Origin of the sequence: Micrococcus luteus, from assembly GCF_014138885.1 — a bacterium.
GTDB classification, from domain to species: Bacteria; Actinomycetota; Actinomycetes; order Actinomycetales; family Micrococcaceae; genus Micrococcus; species Micrococcus luteus.
The window spans coordinates 1,696,592-1,713,850 of the sequence record NZ_JACJIK010000001.1 but is presented as its reverse complement, the minus strand read 5'-3'; the positions used below and the strand labels follow the sequence as shown (position 1 = coordinate 1,713,850).

General features: G+C 74.7%; 17 protein-coding genes. 8 read left to right on the top strand and 9 right to left on the bottom strand.

All coding sequences use genetic code 11. The annotated features are described in order from the left end of the window. Window positions 1–87: 87 nt before the first annotated feature. Window positions 88–657, bottom strand: a complete 570-nt coding sequence (locus HDA34_RS07950; protein ID WP_134377370.1) for a P-loop NTPase family protein — start codon at window positions 655–657, stop codon at window positions 88–90. A gap of 59 nt (window positions 658–716) precedes the next feature. Here HDA34_RS07950 and HDA34_RS07945 point away from each other — a divergent pair, with 59 nt between their 5' ends. Then, window positions 717–1,334: a hypothetical protein gene (locus tag HDA34_RS07945; RefSeq protein ID WP_134377371.1), complete on the top strand. Its 618-nt coding sequence runs from the start codon at window positions 717–719 to the stop codon at window positions 1,332–1,334. Beyond that, the gene (locus tag HDA34_RS07940; protein ID WP_134377372.1) at window positions 1,331–2,104 is read left to right on the top strand and encodes a class I SAM-dependent methyltransferase; all 774 of its coding nucleotides are present in this window, start codon (window positions 1,331–1,333) and stop codon (window positions 2,102–2,104) included. The genes HDA34_RS07945 and HDA34_RS07940 overlap by 4 nt, the downstream gene beginning before the upstream one ends. Before the next feature lie 142 nt (window positions 2,105–2,246). Here HDA34_RS07940 and HDA34_RS07935 read toward each other — a convergent pair whose 3' ends face one another. Beyond that, on the bottom strand, window positions 2,247–2,600 hold the full coding sequence (locus HDA34_RS07935; RefSeq protein WP_225348749.1) for an NUDIX domain-containing protein: 354 nt from the start codon (window positions 2,598–2,600) through the stop codon (window positions 2,247–2,249). Window positions 2,601–2,699: 99 nt separating this feature from the next. Between HDA34_RS07935 and HDA34_RS07930 the strand changes: the two genes are divergently transcribed. Continuing rightward, window positions 2,700–3,236 (top strand): DUF2243 domain-containing protein, encoded by a 537-nt coding sequence (locus HDA34_RS07930; RefSeq protein ID WP_134377373.1) that lies wholly within the window; start codon window positions 2,700–2,702, stop codon window positions 3,234–3,236. After that, complete coding sequence (locus HDA34_RS07925) at window positions 3,229–4,062, top strand: cytochrome c oxidase assembly protein (RefSeq protein WP_010080013.1); 834 nt, start codon at window positions 3,229–3,231, stop codon at window positions 4,060–4,062. Before HDA34_RS07930 ends, HDA34_RS07925 begins: the two co-directional genes overlap by 8 nt. A gap of 97 nt (window positions 4,063–4,159) precedes the next feature. Here HDA34_RS07925 and HDA34_RS07920 read toward each other — a convergent pair whose 3' ends face one another. Next, entirely contained in the window at window positions 4,160–4,591 is a 432-nt protein-coding gene (locus tag HDA34_RS07920; RefSeq protein ID WP_012751108.1) for a MarR family winged helix-turn-helix transcriptional regulator, read from the bottom strand. Between the two features lie 121 nt (window positions 4,592–4,712). Here HDA34_RS07920 and HDA34_RS07915 point away from each other — a divergent pair, with 121 nt between their 5' ends. Next, window positions 4,713–5,141, top strand: a complete 429-nt coding sequence (locus HDA34_RS07915) for an organic hydroperoxide resistance protein (protein WP_036341242.1) — start codon at window positions 4,713–4,715, stop codon at window positions 5,139–5,141. Here the strand turns inward: HDA34_RS07915 and HDA34_RS07910 are convergent. Next, entirely contained in the window at window positions 5,123–5,584 is a 462-nt protein-coding gene (locus tag HDA34_RS07910; RefSeq protein WP_134377374.1) for a DUF805 domain-containing protein, read from the bottom strand. The two genes, HDA34_RS07915 and HDA34_RS07910, sit on opposite strands and share 19 nt — an antisense overlap. A gap of 82 nt (window positions 5,585–5,666) precedes the next feature. Here HDA34_RS07910 and HDA34_RS07905 point away from each other — a divergent pair, with 82 nt between their 5' ends. Both HDA34_RS07905 and HDA34_RS12020 read left to right on the top strand, forming a co-directional pair. Further along, on the top strand, window positions 5,667–6,338 hold the full coding sequence (locus HDA34_RS07905; protein ID WP_010080009.1) for an SGNH/GDSL hydrolase family protein: 672 nt from the start codon (window positions 5,667–5,669) through the stop codon (window positions 6,336–6,338). 160 nt (window positions 6,339–6,498) lie between these two features. Continuing rightward, window positions 6,499–7,293, top strand: coding sequence for a hypothetical protein (locus HDA34_RS12020; protein ID WP_233437093.1), 795 nt, complete (start codon window positions 6,499–6,501; stop codon window positions 7,291–7,293). 238 nt (window positions 7,294–7,531) lie between these two features. On the opposite strand, the gene HDA34_RS07895 is transcribed toward HDA34_RS12020, so the two are convergent. The 3 genes from HDA34_RS07895 to HDA34_RS07885 form a co-directional block, all read right to left on the bottom strand. Further along, on the bottom strand, window positions 7,532–9,013 hold the full coding sequence (locus HDA34_RS07895; protein WP_134377375.1) for a BamB-related PQQ repeat family beta-propellar protein: 1,482 nt from the start codon (window positions 9,011–9,013) through the stop codon (window positions 7,532–7,534). A gap of 244 nt (window positions 9,014–9,257) precedes the next feature. Beyond that, window positions 9,258–10,526 carry an aminotransferase class I/II-fold pyridoxal phosphate-dependent enzyme gene (locus tag HDA34_RS07890; RefSeq protein WP_134377376.1) on the bottom strand — a complete coding sequence of 423 codons (1,269 nt, stop codon included), beginning with the start codon at window positions 10,524–10,526 and terminating at the stop codon, window positions 9,258–9,260. Window positions 10,527–10,682: 156 nt separating this feature from the next. Beyond that, the gene (locus HDA34_RS07885; RefSeq protein WP_060973564.1) at window positions 10,683–14,114 is read right to left on the bottom strand and encodes a DEAD/DEAH box helicase; all 3,432 of its coding nucleotides are present in this window, start codon (window positions 14,112–14,114) and stop codon (window positions 10,683–10,685) included. 134 nt (window positions 14,115–14,248) lie between these two features. Between HDA34_RS07885 and HDA34_RS07880 the strand changes: the two genes are divergently transcribed. After that, window positions 14,249–15,934, top strand: a complete 1,686-nt coding sequence (locus HDA34_RS07880; protein WP_049145750.1) for an SDR family oxidoreductase — start codon at window positions 14,249–14,251, stop codon at window positions 15,932–15,934. Here HDA34_RS07880 and crtX read toward each other — a convergent pair. Both crtX and HDA34_RS07870 read right to left on the bottom strand, forming a co-directional pair. Next, the gene (gene crtX / locus HDA34_RS07875) at window positions 15,919–16,710 is read right to left on the bottom strand and encodes a C50 carotenoid glucosyltransferase CrtX (protein ID WP_036384352.1); all 792 of its coding nucleotides are present in this window, start codon (window positions 16,708–16,710) and stop codon (window positions 15,919–15,921) included. The genes HDA34_RS07880 and crtX overlap by 16 nt on opposite strands. After that, window positions 16,707–17,258 (bottom strand): DUF2238 domain-containing protein, encoded by a 552-nt coding sequence (locus HDA34_RS07870; protein ID WP_169577817.1) that lies wholly within the window; start codon window positions 17,256–17,258, stop codon window positions 16,707–16,709. Before HDA34_RS07870 ends, crtX begins: the two co-directional genes overlap by 4 nt. Window position 17,259 lies beyond the last annotated feature (1 nt).

Here is a 17,259-nt window from a genome sequence, read left to right as displayed (position 1 = left end):
CGGCCGCAGGACCTCCCCTTCTGCTCAGGACCGTGTCCTGAGGACGCGGTCCTGAGCACGACGTGAGGTCCGGAGGAGCAGCGTGCTTCAGGGAGCCTGCCGCCTGCCCTCCAGCCGGGCCAGCACCCACTCCCACTGCCGCGGCGTGCTCAGGCGCAGCACCGGCGCCCCCTCCGCCGCGGCCTCCCGCTCCCGGGCCCATGCCCGCTTGCGGTCGAACGTGGCGGCGTGCCAGCGCAGGATCGACTCCTCCCCGAGCACCCGACGCCAGGACTCGCGGTTGCCGTTGCACATCTCCCCCTGCCCCACCACCCGGCGGATCGTGCGCCGCACCAGGCGCGCGAAGGTCCGGGCCCGCGAGTAGTCCAGGGCGATGACGACGTCGGTCCGCTTCATGACCATCGGCCGGTAGAAGCCGTAGGCGGAGTCCAGCACCCAGGCCTCCCCCGCCGTGACCGAGTCCGCCAGGGCGGTCTGCTCGGCCTCCGGCCGCGGGACCCAGCCCGGCAGCCAGCCGAACTCCTCGTCCACGAGGGTGACCGGCAGGCCGAGCACAGCGCCGAGCCGCACGGCCGCGGTGGACTTCCCGGCCCCCGTGACCCCGTGGAACAGGACGCGGCGGGCCTGCCGCACGTGGTCGATCGAGGCGGAGGGCATGGGAGGAGGCTAACGGCCGTGACACGATGGCCCCGGTCGCACACAGCAGGAGGGGAACGATGACACAGGTGCACACAGGCAACGCTCACAGGCAGATCGTGGACGGCCAGCGCGTCCGCGGGATCAGCCGGGCGGGTCATCCGGTGGTCTTCGGCGGGCTGATCGGGGTGGTCGGCGGCATGGCCTTCCTGCTCGCCGGGATCGCCGGGTTGCCCGGCGACGCTCAGAGCATGCTCCGCAGTGCGGCGGTCGCCCTCGCCGTCTTCGCCCTCGCGGCGGTCCTGCTCCGCCGCCGGACCCTGCCCGCCCTGCCGCCCCCGGCGCCCGGGGCGCTGCGGGTGTACGGGGCCGCCGTCGTCGTGATGCTGCTGCTGTTCCCGGTGACCCGTCTGGTGGCCCGGGCCGCAGACGCGCCGACGGCGCAGATCGCCCTGGTGGCGGCCGTGGTGGGCGCGCACTTCCTGCCGTTCGCGCGCGCGTTCGGCGCGCCGGTGTTCCAGTGGATCGGCGGGTCGATGCTGGTCCTGGGCCTGGTCGGCGCCCTGGCGGCGATGCTCCGCGTGCCCGCCGCGGGACCGGCCGGGGCCGCGGCGGCCGGCGCGGCGATGCTGCTGATCGTGGCGGGGCAGGCCCTGCGGCAGGGGGCGCCCGCCCCGGGTGACAGACTGCGCGCATGACCGACGCCCCCTCCCGCGCCGAGGCCAACCGGCGCACCTACGACGACGCCCGCCTCGCCGCGATCTACGACGTGGACAACCCCGCGGGCGAGGACCACGCGTTCTTCCGCCGGGTCGCGGACGAGGTCTTGGCCGCGCGGGCCAGCACCCGCATCGTCGACCTCGGCTGCGGCACCGGCATCCTGACGGTGACGCTCGCGGGCCCGGGGCGGGACGTTGTCGGGATCGACCCGGCCGAGGCCATGCTCGCGGCGGCCCGCGCGCGCCCGGGCGGGGACGGCGTCGAGTGGCGACACGGGGATGCGGGGCTGATCGCGCCGGACTCCGCCGACCTGGTGGTGATGAGCGGCAACGTGGCCATGCACCTGGTCGACGACGACTGGCACGCGTCGCTGCGGCGCATCGGTGCGGGGCTCGTGCCCGGCGGCCGCCTGGTCTTCGAGACGCGCAACCCCGTCCGGCGCGCGTGGGAGGGCTGGCAGCAGGACCCCACGGAGCGCACGATGCCGGCCGGGCGGGTCCTCGAGTCGGAGCGCACCTCCGCCCCGGACCGGCACGGGGTGGTGACGATGCGCGTGCGCACCGAGTTCCTCGACTCCGGGGAGGTGTCCGAGGTGGACCAGCACCTGCAGTTCCGCTCCGCGGAGCAGGTGCGCGCGGACCTGGCCGCAGCGGGGCTGCGGGTGGAACGGCTCTCCGGAGACTGGCACCGCACGGCCTTCGACCCCGCCGAGCACCCGCTCATGGTGGTGGAGGCGGTGCGGGACTGACCGGGCGGTGGACGGCGAGCCCCTATGCCCCTCAGCCCCCGAACCCGACCGCCGTGTCCGGGGTGAGGTCGCCGTCGCGCAGGCCCTCCAGCACGAGCCGCTCGTAGTCCGGAATCGGGCTCGGCAACGAATCCAGGGGGAACTACTCCAGGTGGGGGGCCTTGCCGGGCTCGCAGATCCGCGGCTCACCCGCCCAGGACCGGCAGGCCCAGAACCAGTCCACGCGCTGCTCGCGCGGGGTGTCCGTGCCGTCCGTGCGCTGCATGACGGTCAGCAGCTCGAGGGCAGCAGGCTCGATCTCGACGCCGAGCTCCTCCGCCGTCTCCCGGACCGCCCCCTGCCGGGCCGCCTCCCCCGGCTCCACGTGCCCGGCGGCGCCCGCCACCCAGAACCCGTCCATGTACCCGGTGTGATGCCGGCGCTGCAGCAGCACCTCCCGTCCCCGCAGCAAGAGGACGTAGGAGGAGGGCACGAGGGCGAAGGAGTGGGCGGCCATGGGCACCATCATCGCCTCACGGGACCGCCACTGCGGCCGGTGCGTGGATGACGCCCGTGACCTGGGCATTCGCTGGGAACTGCCGCTAGCGTGGGCGCCATGGTCTCCCCCTCCGTCACGGCTCGGCCCGTCGGCCGCCCCGCCCCCGACCTCCACCGCCGCCTGCTGCTGTCCGGGATCCTCTTCGGGGTGGGCGTGGCCGCCTTCGTCGACGAGGTCGTCCTGCACCAGCTCCTGCACTGGCACCACTTCTACGACCTGTCCACCGCGGCCGTCGGCCTGGTCTCCGACGGACTCTTCCACGCCTTCGGCTGGTTCGCCGCCGTGGCCGGGCTGTTCCTCTTCGCGGACGTGCGACGCCGCGGCGGCCCCGGCGTCGGCCGGTGGTGGCCGGCGGTGCTGATCGGCGCGGGCGCGTTCCAGGCGTGGGACGGCACCGTCCAGCACAAGCTCATGAGGATCCACCAGATCCGGTACGAGGTCATCCCCACGGAGCTGCAGGGCACCGGCCCGTACGCGCCCGTGGACGACATCCTCGTGTACGACCTCGTGTGGATGGCCATTGCGATCGCCTTCCTCGTGATCGGCACCCTGGCGTGGCGGCGCGGCTCCCGCCGGGCGGCCGCCCGTGCATGAGCACCCCGGCGGGATCGGGGCGGAGCTCGGCGCCCAGGCGGCGAGCGCCCCGTTCCCGCTGGCCGGCGTCGTCATCGGCGGCGGACTCCTGCTGTTCCTGGTCGCCTATGCGGCGCTGGTCCGCGCCGGACGACGCCGGGGCCGCGCCTGGTCCGACGCGCGCACCCTGAGCGCGGCCGCGGGGGTGGTGGCCGGCGTCGTGGCGGTGGGACCGCTGGGGGTGCTCGGCCACCACGACTTCACGGCCCACATGTGGGGGCACCTGCTGCTGGGCATGCTCGCCCCGCTGCTGCTGGTGCTGTCCGCGCCGGTGACCGTGGCCCTGCGGGGCCTGCCCGTGGCGTGGGCGCGGCGGCTGTCCCGGGTGCTGTCCACGCCGTACGTGCGGGTGGTCTCGCACCCGGTGGTGGCGGGGCTGCTGAACATCGGCGGGCTGTGGCTGCTCTACACCACACCCCTGCACGCCTGGATGCATGCCTCCGCGGTGGGGCATCTGCTGGTGCACGTGCACGTGCTGCTGGCCGGGTGGGTGTTCACCGCCGCGATCCTGCAGGTGGACCCGGCACCGCACCCGCACGGACACCCGCTGCGGGCAGGTGTGCTCGTGGCGTTCCTCGCGCTGCACGCGATCCTCTCCAAGCACGTCTACGCGCATCCGCCGGCGGGCGTGGGCGTGGCGGAGGCCCAGGCCGGCGCCCAGCTCATGTACTACGGCGGCGACTGGATCGACCTCGTGCTGATCGCCGTCTTCTGCCTGGACTGGTACCGCCGCACCGCGCCGGTGCGGTCGGGGCGGGGCGGTGTGGTGGCCCGGGCGGCGTCCTGAGAAGACCGCTCGATGTGCTCAGGACCGCGTCCTCATGACGCGGTCCTGAGCACAGCAGGCGGTCGCGGGGATCCTGCGCCCCCGCCCGCGCCCCGGCTCAGTCGAGTCCCGCGGCCAGCTCGTCCAGGAAGGCCTTGAGCTCCTCCCGCTGTCCGGCCGGCCCGGGGTAGAGGTCGGCCATGCGTGCGGGGATGTCGGCGGCGGCCTCGCGCAGGTCCCGGCCGGCGGGGGCGAGGGAGATGAGGCGACGCCGCTCGTCGTCGGCGCTGCGGGCACGGGTGACCAGGCCGGCGTGGTCGAGGCGGCGCAGCAGCGGGGTGAGGGTGCCGCTGTCGAGTCCCAGGCGCGCGCCGATGTCGTTCACGCCCACCGGCCCGTCCTCCTGCCAGAGCACCAGCATCACGAGGTACTGGGGGTAGGTGAGGCCCAGCTCCTCGAGCAGGGGCCGGTAGGCGCGGGTCACCGCCCGGCTGGCGCGGTAGAGGGAGAAGCACAGCTGGCGGTCGAGGTCGAGGGGGGTGACGTCCACCCGGACAACCTACCCCGCAGACAACTGGATTGCACACAACCTGATCGCGGACTACCTTGGACCGTGGCCGCCGTCGAGCGGCCCCCGGCACCCCGGGCCAGACACCGTCAAGGAGCACACCGTGATCGAGATCGAGCCCCTCTACACCACCGAGGCCATCGCCACGGGCGGCGGCCGCAACGGCCACGTCCGGACCGCGGACGGCCGCGTCGACATGGACCTGGCGATCCCCGCCGAGATGGGCGGCAGCGGCGACGGCGCCAACCCCGAGCAGCTCTTCGCCGCCGGCTACGCCGCGTGCTTCCACTCCGCCCTGCAGAGCGTCGCCCGCCAGGCCAAGAAGAAGCTCGGCGACTCCTCCGTGGGCGCCCGCGTCTCGATCGGCAAGGCCGGCGAGGGCTTCGGCCTGGCCGTCACCCTCGAGGTCGTCATCCCGGACCTGCCCCAGGACGAGGCGCAGCAGCTCGCCGACGCCGCCCACCAGGTCTGCCCCTACTCCAACGCCACCCGCGGCAACATCCGCGTGGACGTTCAGGTCGTCGACGACTGACCGCTCGGCGCGGCGGCCTCCGCGGCCACCCGCGGATCCGAGGGCTGGAGCACCATCACCAGCAGGGCGATCGCACCGAGCACGGGCAGCAGCGCCAGGAGCAGCCAGGCGCGGCTGAGCCCGGCGTCGTGCAGGCGCCGGGCCGTCAGCGCCCAGGCGGGCACCAGATGGAGCAGGCCCCAGACCCCCGAGAAGGCCTGGTAGGCCTCGGTCATCGAGTCGACGGCGGGGACGCTGAGACCGCTGACCGCGAAGCCGGGGAACACGACGGCGGAGGGGGCGGCCGTCGTCGTGTCCGCCCCGAGCGCCCCGAACAGGAGGGTGATGCCGAGGGACGCGAGGGACAGGTACAGCACCACCCACCAGAACTCGGCGCGCCCGGCCCGGCCGCCGAACTGCGCGTAGCGTCCGTAGAAGCGGCCCACGGCCCGGAGGAGCGTCATGGCCGAATCCTGGCCCATGAGGTGGCCCGAGTCGAGGCCCTCCCGCGTGTCCGCACGTCAGGGCGCCGGTAGCCTGGCGCGCATGCCCTCCCCCTCCGGCTGGCAGGCCCAGCACGACGCCGACTACCGCGCCCACTGGCACGCCCTCGCCGCCCGCGCGGACCCCGACGCGCTCACCTGGGTGGTGCTGGGCGACTCGGCCGCCGTCGGGATCGGGGCCGAGAGCGTGGAGCGCACGTACGTGGCCCAGGTGGCCGAGCGGGTGGCCGCCGAGACCGGCCGGCCCGTGCGGGTGGTGAACCTCGCCGTCAGCGGGGCCATGGCGAAGGACGTGCTCGCCGATCAGCTGCCCCTCATGCCGGCGAGCGGGGTGGACGCGGTGACGTGCGTCGTCGGCGGCAACGACGTCACCTGGGCTTGGCGGTTCCGCGAGGCCGCCTTCGAGGAGCCCCTCGAGGCGATCGCCCGCGCCCTGCCCGCCGGCGCCACGCTGGGCCTGGTCCCGACGTTCCGCATCCCGCCGTTCGAGGCCCGCGTGCGCCGGGCGAACACGGTGGTGCGGCGGGTGGCCGCCCGGCACGGCCTCGGCGTGGCGGACGTGCACGCGGCCACGTGGCGGCGGAATCTGAGGCACCAGGTCAGCCGCCTGGCCCGGGACCTGTTCCACCCCAACGGCGCCGGCTACGAGGACTGGGCCGCGGCGGTCGCCCCCGAGGTGCTGCGGCAGGTGCGGGGTCAGGCACCGGCCGCCTGAGGACTCCTCCCCGCCGCGCGCGAAGCGCACATCCGGCGTCCCTCACACCGGGGGCTAGACGGGGACCCATGCGATGCATAGTCTCCCCTCACGCACTGCACGACGACCGGTCGGGCCGGCGTCCGGGAGCACGGGCTCCCCCGACCGACGGAGGTCCGCCTTGACCCCCTCACCCCCTTCCCTCCGCTCCGCCCGCCATGCCCTCCCGGCCACGACGGCGGCCCTGACCCTGGCCCTCACGCTCGCCGGCTGCTCCGGCGGCGGGGGCCCAGCGACGGCGTCCGGCACCACACCCTCCCCTGCGGCGTCCTCCGACACGACGCCGTCCCCGTCGAGCACGTCCGAGACCACCACGCCGTCCGCGGGCGGGCCAGCCTCCGGCACCACGGCGCCGAGCACTCCGGCGCCGGCCTCCGGGAGCGCCACGCAGGGTTCGGGCGGCGGCTCCACCGCCGGTGCCGGGTTCGTGCCCGAGGGCGCCGATCCCGCCAGGAACGGGGCTCTGCCGTTGAGCGAGGGCTTCCTCGCCGCCCTCCCGGAGGCCGCCGTCACGCACCGGGCGGGCAGTCCGACGGAGGACCCCCTGGCCCGGGCCCTGGAGGGCGTCGAGCTGCCCGGCACGCCCACGAGGGACGTCAACGTGATCGCCTCCGAGCTGCAGGGCCTCCAGACCCCCGGGGAGGGGGGCGCGGCGATGGGCGGCGAACGCCCCGAGGGCACCCTGCGCCTGATGCTGCTGTGCGACGACCCGGACGCCGGCCCGTCCTCGGTGGGCATCCTCGGGGCGGACGGCTTCGCCGCCTACCAACCCCTGGGGTGGTCGGACCGCTGCGGCGGATACGTCGTCATGGTGCCGGAGTCGGACGCGGAGGACCTGGTGGTGAGCGCCGAGGCCCCCGAGGGCACCCGGTACCGCCTGAGCGTGATCACGGACCACGATCCGGTGGCCGACTGACCCCACCATCCCCGGGGCATCCTCTCCGGCAGGCCCTCCTGGATCCGGCAGGCCCTCCCGGAGCGGGGCCTGCGGACAGGCGGGCGGGGCCGCGTCCCCACGACGCGACCCCGCCCTCCTCCATCCACGGGCCGGCGGCAGGTGCCGGCCCTGGCCGTCAGCGTCCCCACGACGCCCCCGGCCGCCGACCGGGCACCCCTCCCCACGAAGGGCGCCCGGCCGGAGTCTCGTCACACGATCAATGGTCGTGCCCCTCGTGGCCCTCCGAGGGCTCGGCGCCGTGGTCGTGGCCCTCGTGGCCGTCGTCGTCGTGGTCCTCGTCACCGTGCGCGCCCTCCTCGGGCTTCACGGACTCCGGCTGGCCGGTGACCACGGCCATCTCGACCGGGGCGAACTCCAGGTCCTTCTCCAGGACGGTCTCACCGGTCTCCAGGTCCACGGCCACGAGCCTCCGGTTCTCCGCGTCCGTCACGTAGGCGGTGTTCCCGGCGACCTTCAGGATCGGACCGGGCTCCTGCCACTCGTCCTTCTCCTTCCACGGCTCGATCACCGGGTACTCGGCGGTGACCTCACCGGTCTCCTCGTCGATCACGGTGACCTCGCCGTCGTAGGTCAGCACGACCGCGGAGCCGTCCTCAGCGCGGCCGAGCGAGCGGAACCAGTAGGACGAGCCGAGGTCCACGGTGGTGAGCTCATCGGTGCGGGTGTCGATGAGGGCGATCCCCGTGGGCCGCTCGACGGCTTCCTTCGGCTCCTCCTCGACCTTGTGATCACCCAGGACGATGGGTGAGTCATGCAACCCGAACAGGTTCCCGGAGCGCTGGTACTCGGTCTCGACCTCCACCTTGTGGAACTCGCCGTCCCGGTACACGACGGGCCCGTTCTCGCAGCCCATCACGACGACGTCGCCCGCCTCCGTCGGCTGGGCCGCGGCCTCGCCGTGGCTGCCGGGGCAGTCGTCGGTCTCGGCCGTGACCTCGCCGGTCTTCGGGTCGATCACCTGGAGCGTGTTCCGGGAGTCCTCGGTGCCCTGCGTGGTGAAGAGGGTGCCGTCGGAGAGCTCGAGCGCCACGCCGTGGTGCGGGTCCTCGGTCTCGGCCTCCGTCATGACGGGCATGAGGTCCGGGGTCGCCTTGTCCAGGTGGGTCGAGTCGAAGGTCCGGATCGCGCCCGTGCCGTCCGCGAAGAGAGTGGTCTTGCCGTTGTGGGTGACGACGTGGCCGGGATGCTCACCCGGGAACGTTACGCCGGTCATGCCGGGCGCGGACTCGTAGTTGTGGACGTGATCGCCGTGGGCCTTGGCCTGGATGCCGGTGGAGAACACCTCCCAGCCGTTCCCGGTGGTCACCAGGACGTCCTTGCCGTTGCCGGCGTTGCTCAGCCGCGTGAAGCCCGTGATGTCCTGCTCCTTCACCACCTCACCGGACTCGGCGTCGAGCAGCGTGAGCCCGTCCTCGTGCGAGAGCAGGATGCGCGGCGTCACCGCGGAGACCTCGGTGGTCTGGGTCGGGTCGACGCGGTCCTCCGCGGAGACGGAGGAGGCCGCCGTCGCCTCACCCGCCGGCGACTGGGCGCCGCCCGCGGCGGAGGCGGGTGCCGACGTCGGGCCGGACGGGTCGGCGTCCGCGCCGCACGCCGTCAGGGCGATGGCCGCGGCGGCGAGGGTGGCGGAGAAGGTGGCGGTGCGCGTGGAACGGCGCTGCGGGGCGAAGTGGGACACGGGGAGCCTTTCACGAGAGCGAAAAGATGCGACTGATTCACAATAAAGACTGTTGCGGATGATTCGCAATACTGCGGTGGACCTCACCCCGTCATCCCGGCGGCGCCGACGGCGCGCCCCCGTCGCGGGAACCGGCACGTGACGCCCTCGACGCGGCGACCGGGCCGTCACGGACACGCCGCTCGGGCGCCGCTACCGGCTGGGCGGCTGAGACGTCGGCCGGTGCGGCGTGCGGCGGAGCCCGTCAGGCCAGGCCGCGCGCCGCGTGCCAGGCGGCGATCCGCTCGAGCGCCTCGTGGACGGCGTCCGGGCCGGCGGCGAAGGAGAGCCGGACGGACTCGGGCCCGTGGACGGCGTCGAAGTCGTCGCCGGGGGTCAGCGCGACGCCGGCCTCCTCCAGCAGGGCGGCGCAGTAGCCGACGGCGCTGCCGAACTCCGCCAGCATGCCCGGGGCGAGACGGGCCCACAGGTAGAAGGCGCCGTCGGCGGGGGCGGCGTCGGCCCAGCCGAGCCGGGGCAGGGCGGCCAGCACGACGCCGCGCGTCGCCGTGAAGCCGCCGGCCTGCTCAGCGCAGAACGCGTAGGACTCCTCGCTGAACGCGTGGACGGCCGCCTCCTGTGCCGCGGCGGGCGGGCAGAGGGCGACCGAGCCGGCGAGGCCGTCGACCGCGGCGGCCAGATCGTCCGGCATGAGCATCCAGCCCAGCCGCCAGCCGGGCATGCCCCAGTACTTGGAGAACGAGCTGACCACGAGCGCGGTGCGGGAGGTGCGCCATGCGCAGGCGCCGAGCCCCTCCCCGTCCGTGTGCACGATGCCGTGGTAGATCTCGTCCGAGACGAGCCGCACACCGCGTTCCTCGCACCAGCGGGCGAGTTCGGCGAGCTCGGCGGCGCTGACCATCGTGCCCGTGGGATTGGCCGGGGAGGCGAGCACGAGCCCCGCGACCGGGCCCTCCGCGAGCGCCGCCTCCAGGTGGGCGACCGTGGGCTGGTAGCGGGTGCCGGCGTCGACGTCCACGTCCACCACCTCCACCCCGAGCGCCGTGAGGATGTTGCGGTACGCCGGATAGCCGGGGCGCGGCAGGAGCACGCGGTCCCCCGGGGAGAACGCCGCGAGGAAGCCGAGCATGAACGCCCCCGAGGAGCCCGTGGTGATCGCGACCTGCTCGGGGCGCACGTCGAGCCCGTACCAGCGGCGGTAGTGGCCGGCGACGGCGGCCCGCAGCTCCGGCAGGCCCAGCGCCGGGGTGTAGGTGAGGGCACAGCCGGAGGCGTGGACGGCGGCGGCCGCGGCGTCGACGGCGGGCGGGGCGCCCCCGCCCGGCTCCCCCGCGCACAGGCTGACGACGTCGTGGCCGGCGGCACGCAGCTCGGCGACCCGGCCGAGGATGCTCATCACCGTGAACGGCGGCACCTGCGACCGGGCGGACGGCGCGAAGGCAGGGGCGGCGGTGCTGACGGGGGCGGCGGTGCTGGCGGGGGCGGCGGTGCTGGGCCGGGACGGGCGACGCATGGCCCGAGGCTACCCCCCGCTTTCGTTCGGGAAACGGCGCCCCGGGGACGACTTTCGTTGACAAAACGGGCGGGCGGGACGCCGTTTCATCAACGAAAACGTCGCGACACGCCGCCGTTTCGTGAACGAAAACGTCCGGCCCGCCTCGCGCGGCCCTCACTCCTCGGCGCCGAGCATCTCCCGGATGTCCTCGGCGGTGAGGGAGTCGGTGAAGGCGCCGGCTCCGGAGTCGTCGGACTCGTCCATGAGCGCGCCGAACAGCTCGGCCTTGCGCCGCTGCAGCTCGAGCACCTTCTCCTCGATCGTCCCCTCGGACACGAGCCGGTAGACCATCACGGTCCGCTCCTGCCCGATCCGGTGCGCCCGGTCCACGGCCTGCGCCTCCGCAGCGGGGTTCCACCACGGATCCATGAGGAACACGTAGTCCGCCTCGGTCAGGGTCAGGCCGAAGCCGCCCGCCTTCAGGGAGATCAGGAACACCGGCGCCTCGCCCTCGCGGAAGCCGCGGATCACGTCGGCGCGCCCGCGCGTGGAGCCGTCGAGGTACGCGTGCTCGATCTCCAGGTGGTCCAGCTCCTCGGCGATCACCCGCAGGAAGCTCGTGAACTGGCTGAACACGATCACGCGGTGCCCCTCGCCGATCACCTCGGTGAGGTCGTCGAGGAACCGCTCGAGCTTCGAGCTGGGCACGGAGGCGTACTGGTCGTCGACGATCTGCGGCGCCAGCGCGAGCATCCGCAGCAGCGTGAGCGACGTGAAGATGGTGAACCGGTTGCCGTCCATGTCCCCGAGCAGGCCCAACACCTTGCGGCGCTCGCGCTGGAGCACGCGGTCGTAGAGCTTGCGGTGGGCCGGCTCGAGCTCCACCTGGAGGATCTGCTCCTGCTTGGACGGCAGGTCCTTCGCCACGAGCTCCTTGGAGCGGCGCAGCATGAACGGGCGCACGCGGCGGCGCAGGGCCGCCATCCGCTCGGGGTCCCCCCCGGTCTCGATGGGGGTCACGTAGGTCTCGCGGAACCGGCGGTGGCTCGGGAACAGGCCCGGCACGACGACGCCCAGCAGCGCCCACAGGTCGCTGAGGGAGTTCTCCATCGGCGTGCCGGTGATGGCCAGCCGGAAGGGGGCGCGCAGGTCGCGGGCCACCGTGTGCACCTTCGCGGCGCGGTTCTTCAGGAACTGTGCCTCGTCGAAGACCACCCCGCCCCAGTCGAGTCCGCCGTACTGGCCGGCGTCGATCCTCAGGAGCGTGTAGCTGGTGACCACCACGTCCGCCCCCGCCACCTCGTCCGCCACGGCGGTGCCGCGCTTGCGGGTGGTGGTGTCCAGGACGCGCACGTCGAGGTCCGGGGTGAACTTCTCGGCCTCGGCCGCCCACACGGACACCACGGAGCTCGGCGCGACCACGAGGAACGGCGGCCGCTCGGGCCGGGCCTGGCGCGCGTGGGCGAAGAGCGCGAGGGTCTGGACGGTCTTGCCCAGGCCCATGTCGTCGGCCAGGATCCCGCCGAGGTCCTGCTCCCACAGGAACGCGAGCCAGCGCAGGCCCTCCTCCTGGTAGGGGCGCAGGTCGGCCTTCAGGCCGGCGGGGCGCGGGGCCTCGGGGAGGCGCTCGACGGCGGCCAGACGCCCGACGGCGGCGGTCCACTCCGGGTCCTCGTCCACCTCGTCCGCGAGCTCCTTGAGGTCCTCCCAGAAGCCGACCTGGTGCCGTGAGACGGGGGTGTGCTCCGGGGTCCACTCCTGCAGGGTGGCGGCCTCGGAGAGCAGGGCGCGCAGCCGGTCGAAGGCGGGGTGGTCGAGGCCCAGGTAGGAGCCGTCCGCGAGGATCAGCGTGGTCCTGCCCTGCACGAGCGCGGTGAACAGCTCCACGAACGGCAGCACGTGCCCGTCCACGGAGACCTGCACGCCGAGGTCGAACCAGTCGTTCTGCGTGGCCTTCGTGCCGACCTCGATGCGCGGGGCGGCCTTCAGCTCGCGGTAGTCGGGGCGGTCGCCGGTGACGTCCACGCGCACGTGGTCCGCGCGCTGCAGCAGCGGCAGCACCTGCTCGGAGAACCGGGCGGCGCCCACGCCCTCGAGGACCTGCTCCTCCGCACGGCCGGCGCGCGGCCAGAGCTCGGCCACGGCGCGCAGCACCGCGTCCTCGTGCCGGGTGTCCCGCAGGGGGTCGCCGCCGGCGTCGAGGCCGAGTTCGCGGGGCGGGTCGAAGTAGAGCCAGGACCAGCGCAGCACGAGCTCGTGGCCGGGTCGGAAGTCGGCGCGCAGCCGCAGCACGGGCGGCTCGAACTCGGGCAGCTCCACGGAGGCGTCGCCGCTGGTCACGGGCAGGGCGCCACGCAGCCGCGGGTAGATCCGGCCGAGGAACTCCTCGCGGTCCGCGGCGGGCACGCGCACGGGCCCGCCGGCGAGCACGAGCTGCTGCACGGCCTCGGGGACGGGGCGTGCGGCGGGGATCAGGTGGAGCACGGCCTCCTCGTCCGTGAGCTCCACGCGGTAGAAGCCGATGCCTCCCACGGCGTGCACACCGCACAGCCCGGGGCCGGGCGGGGCCGGGTCCAGGGACGGGGCCACGTCCAGACCGCCGTCGGGGGCGCGGGTGACGTCCAGCCCGACGGCGACGGGCGCCTCCAGCACCACGTCCGTCAGCAGCCCCAGCGGCACGAGCTCCACCCCGACCTCGCGGGCCTCCGCGAGCAGCTGCCAGATCCGCGGGGAGTCGAAGACGTGCAGACCGAACCAGGCGTCGCCCGGGTAGGAGTCCTCGGCCTGGACCTGACGCCAGATCAGGCGCATCGCCCGCTCCTGGGCGGGGGCGAACTCGGCGCGCGGGAACTGGAACGCCTTCCACGTCAGCCCGCCCTTGATCCACGTCCCCTTGGCCCCGCGCTTGAGCGGGCGCACGGTCACGTACAGCGGGCGGCCCTCGCGCACCTGCTCCTCCCCGGCGGTCGCCGGGCCCCACTGCTGGAACGCGTTGCGGGAGGACTCGGCCACGAGCTCCACGCCGATCGCCAGCGCGGGCGGCGTGCCCACCCGGCGCGGGCCGTGGAGTCCGGCCAGCGGCTCCATGACCCGTCGCCAGTCCAGGCCGGCAGGGGGTGGGGGTGCCGCCCCGTCCGCGGCCGGGGCGTCGAGGCCGGCCGGGCCGCCGCCGTCGTGGCCCCGGCCGGCGGGCGCGGGCAGCGCGTCCGCCGTGGTGACCATCTCGGCGAGCTTGCGGCGGGCGTCGTCGAGGGCCTGGTCGGCGTCGAGGCGGACCACCTGGTAGAGCGCGGCGGCCACGTGCTTGCAGTCCGTCCCGACCGGGCACGTGCAGCGCCCGCCCACCGGCTCCATGAGGGCGCCGGCGCCGTCCTCGGCGGCGTCGTCGTAGGCCTCCTGCAGCTGCACCTGCACCCGGTAGGGGCTGGGCGCGGTGCCCTGGACGGAGGCGCTCAGACGGCCGGTGGCGGCGTCATAGCGCAGGCGCCCCACGGCACCCGACGCGGCCACGGCGAAGCCGCGGTCCGCACTGGTGGGCCCGACGACGGCGCGGATGGCCTCGGTGCGCAGGTGCGGCAGGACGTCTCCGGAATCTGCAGTGGCCATAGCGAGCAGTCTTTCACGGACCGTGCCGGGCCCGCTCCGACCGACGCAGGTCCGGCGGCGTGCCCACTCACGGGCCCCGGGTCCGCACACCTGAGACCTTCAGCCCGACCCGCCCCGGACCCTAGAGTGCGCCCATGGCGTCCACACAGCCCTCCCCCGTCCCCGCCGGTGCCACGCCGGCGTCCCACACCTCCCCCCTCGGCCTGTCCCTGCCGGACGGCCGGGGCCGTCGCGTCCTCGTCACCGGTGCCACCGGTTACGTGGGCGGGCGCCTCATCCCCGAGCTGCTCGCCGCCGGCTTCGACGTCCGGGCCGGCGCCCGGAACCCCTCCGACCTCGCGGACCGACCGTGGTCGGACAGCATCGAGGCGGTGGAGCTCGACCTCACCGAGGCGGACCTCGTCGAAGCCGCCATGCAGGACGTGCACACCGTGCTCTACCTCGTGCACTCCATGGGCGGGGGCGGCGACTTCGTGGCCCAGGAGCAGCGGATCGCGGACATCGTGGGCACCGCCGCGGACACGGCCGGCGTGGCCCAGCTCGTCTATCTCTCCGGCCTGCACCCGGACACGGTCCCCGTCGCGGAGCTGTCCGACCACATGCGCTCCCGCGCCCTCGTGGCCGAGCGTCTCGAGCGGGCGGCGACCCCGGCACTGACGTTCGAGGCCGGGGTGATCATCGGCTCGGGCTCCACCTCGTTCGAGATGATCCGCCACCTCGCCGAGCGGCTGCCCGTGATGCCCGGCCCGTCCTGGCTGAGGAACCGGGTGGAGCCGCTGGCCATCCGCGACGTCCTGTACTACCTCCTGCAGGCCTGCGCCCTCCCGGAGCCCGTGCAGCTGCGGGCCCAGATCGGCAACGGGCACCCCCAGCCGTTCGCGAGCGTGCTGGTGGACTACGCCAAGGCCGCCGGCCTGTCCCGGCGCATCGTGATCCCCACCCCGTTGCCCTTGAAGACCCTGGCGGGCTTCTGGATCGGCATGGTGACCCCCATCCCGGTCGCGGTGGCCCTGCCCCTGGCCGCATCCCTCGCCGAGGAGGCGGTCGTGGAGGACCGCTCGGTCCGCGACCTCATCCCGGACCCGCCGGGCGGGCTGACCTCCTACATGGACGCCGTGCGGCTGGCGCTGAAGCGGGAGAAGGAGGGTCCCCTGGACGTCACCTTCGACGCGGACCTCCAGAGCTCCGCGGACCCGGCCGCCTCCCTGCCCTCGGATCCCGAGTGGGCCGGCACCACGGTCTACACGGACGAGCGCGAGCGCGAGTCCGACCTGCCCGCGCAGGAGGTGTGGCCGGTGATCGAGTCGGTGGGCGGCGCCAACGGTTGGTATTCCACCCCGCTGCTGTGGAAGATCCGCGGGCTGATGGACAAGTTGGCCGGCGGGCCCGGCCTGACCCGCGGCCGGCGGGACCCGAACCACCTGCGACGCGGCGACGCCGTGGACTGGTGGCGGGTGGAGGACGTGGAGCCGGGGCGGCGGCTGACCCTGCGGGCGGAGATGAAGGCCGGCGGGCGGGCCTGGCTGCAGCTGAGCACCGAGCCGCGGGAGGGCGGAGGCTCCGTCTACCGCCAGCGGGCGGTCTTCATGCCGGACGGCCTGCTCGGACGCGCCTACTGGACCGCCATCCTGCCCTTCCACGCCGTGGTGTTCCCGGAGATGGCCGCGAACATCCTGGCCGAGGCCAGGCGCCGGCACGACGGCGGCGAGCGTCCCCGCACCCGCGGCCTGCTGCGGCCGCTGGTGGACCGGCTGCCCCTGCGTCGCAACCCGTTGGACAGGCGAGCCCGCGGCGCCGGCGGCGCTCAGTCGCGGGACTGACCGTCGGGGCCACGCCCCCAGTGGGGCCGGGGGCGTGACCGGGCCGCCCGGCGCAGCCACCGCCGCCCGGGGGACAGCCGGGCCCAGTTGACCTGCAGGGTGGTGACCGCCATCCGGCCCTGCCGCACCCGCTGGCGCAGGGAGTGGAAGATGCGCCCGGCGACCTCCACCCGCAGGTCCGGATCGAACCGGATCCGGCGGCCGGCCAGGGCCAGCTGGAAGGACAGGTCCAGGTCATCGTGCACGTCCCCGCGTTCGCGGTGGACGCGGGTCCGCACAGCCTGCCACGCCTCGGCGCGCAGGGCGCAGTTGGAGCCCCAGACGGGGGTGGCCGCCACCGCGGCGCCCGCCCCCCAGCGGTACGCGCCGGTGTAGAGCGCCGCCCGCACCTGTCCCCGGAGGCCGGGCTGGTCGTGGAAGGTCCCCGGCCCGGTGAGGGCGTCGAGCCCGGGGTCGGCGTCGAACCGAGCCACGATCCGTTCGAGCCAGTCCGCGGGCATCCGCGTGTCGGCGTCGCAGCGCACCAGCAGTTCCCCGACCGCGGCGTCCAGGCCGGCGGCCGCCGCGGCCGGGACCCCGCGGCGCGGCTCGTGCACCACCCGCGCGCCGGCGGCGCGGGCGAGCACCGCCGAGTCGTCCACGCAGCCGTTGTCCACCACCACCACCTCCAGCGCCGGCCGGCTCTGGGCGGCCAGCAGGGCGAGACACACGCGCAGGTGCTCGGCGTCGTCGAGCACCGGGACGACCACGGAGACCGTGGGGCGGGCCGGGGTCACCGGATGCGCTCCCGGCGCACGGCGAGGGCGGCGCCGATCCCGGCGCCGACGAGGTCGGCGGCGAGGTCGCCGATGGTGTCCGTGTAGCCCACACCGATCTCGGGGGTCACCGCCGTGTGCCCCCACCATTCGGCCAGCTCCCACACCACGCCCAGGGCCACGGCGGCGGCCGCGATCCCCAGCCCGGCCAGGCCCGGGCCGAGCAGGGCCACGGCCTGCCCGGCCTCGGTCCCCCGACGCCGGAGCCATGCCCCCACCACCAGTGCCGTCAGACAGGCGACCACGGCGGAGGCGGCGGCGTGCACGAGCAGGTCCAGCCACGGCACCCGCGGGTAGAGGCCGATGACGCTCAGCCACCCGGCCAGCAGCAGGACCGCCTGCGCGGCCCAGTCCAGGGCGCCGCCCGGGGCGAGCCAGCGGGTGAGCCACTGGGAGCCGAACACGAGCAGCATCGCCGCCGCGGACGGCCATCCGGCGTGCACCGCCGCGACCGGGACGAGGATCAGGCCGAGCGCGCGCAACAGGTCTGCGGGGATCAGCGGCAGCATG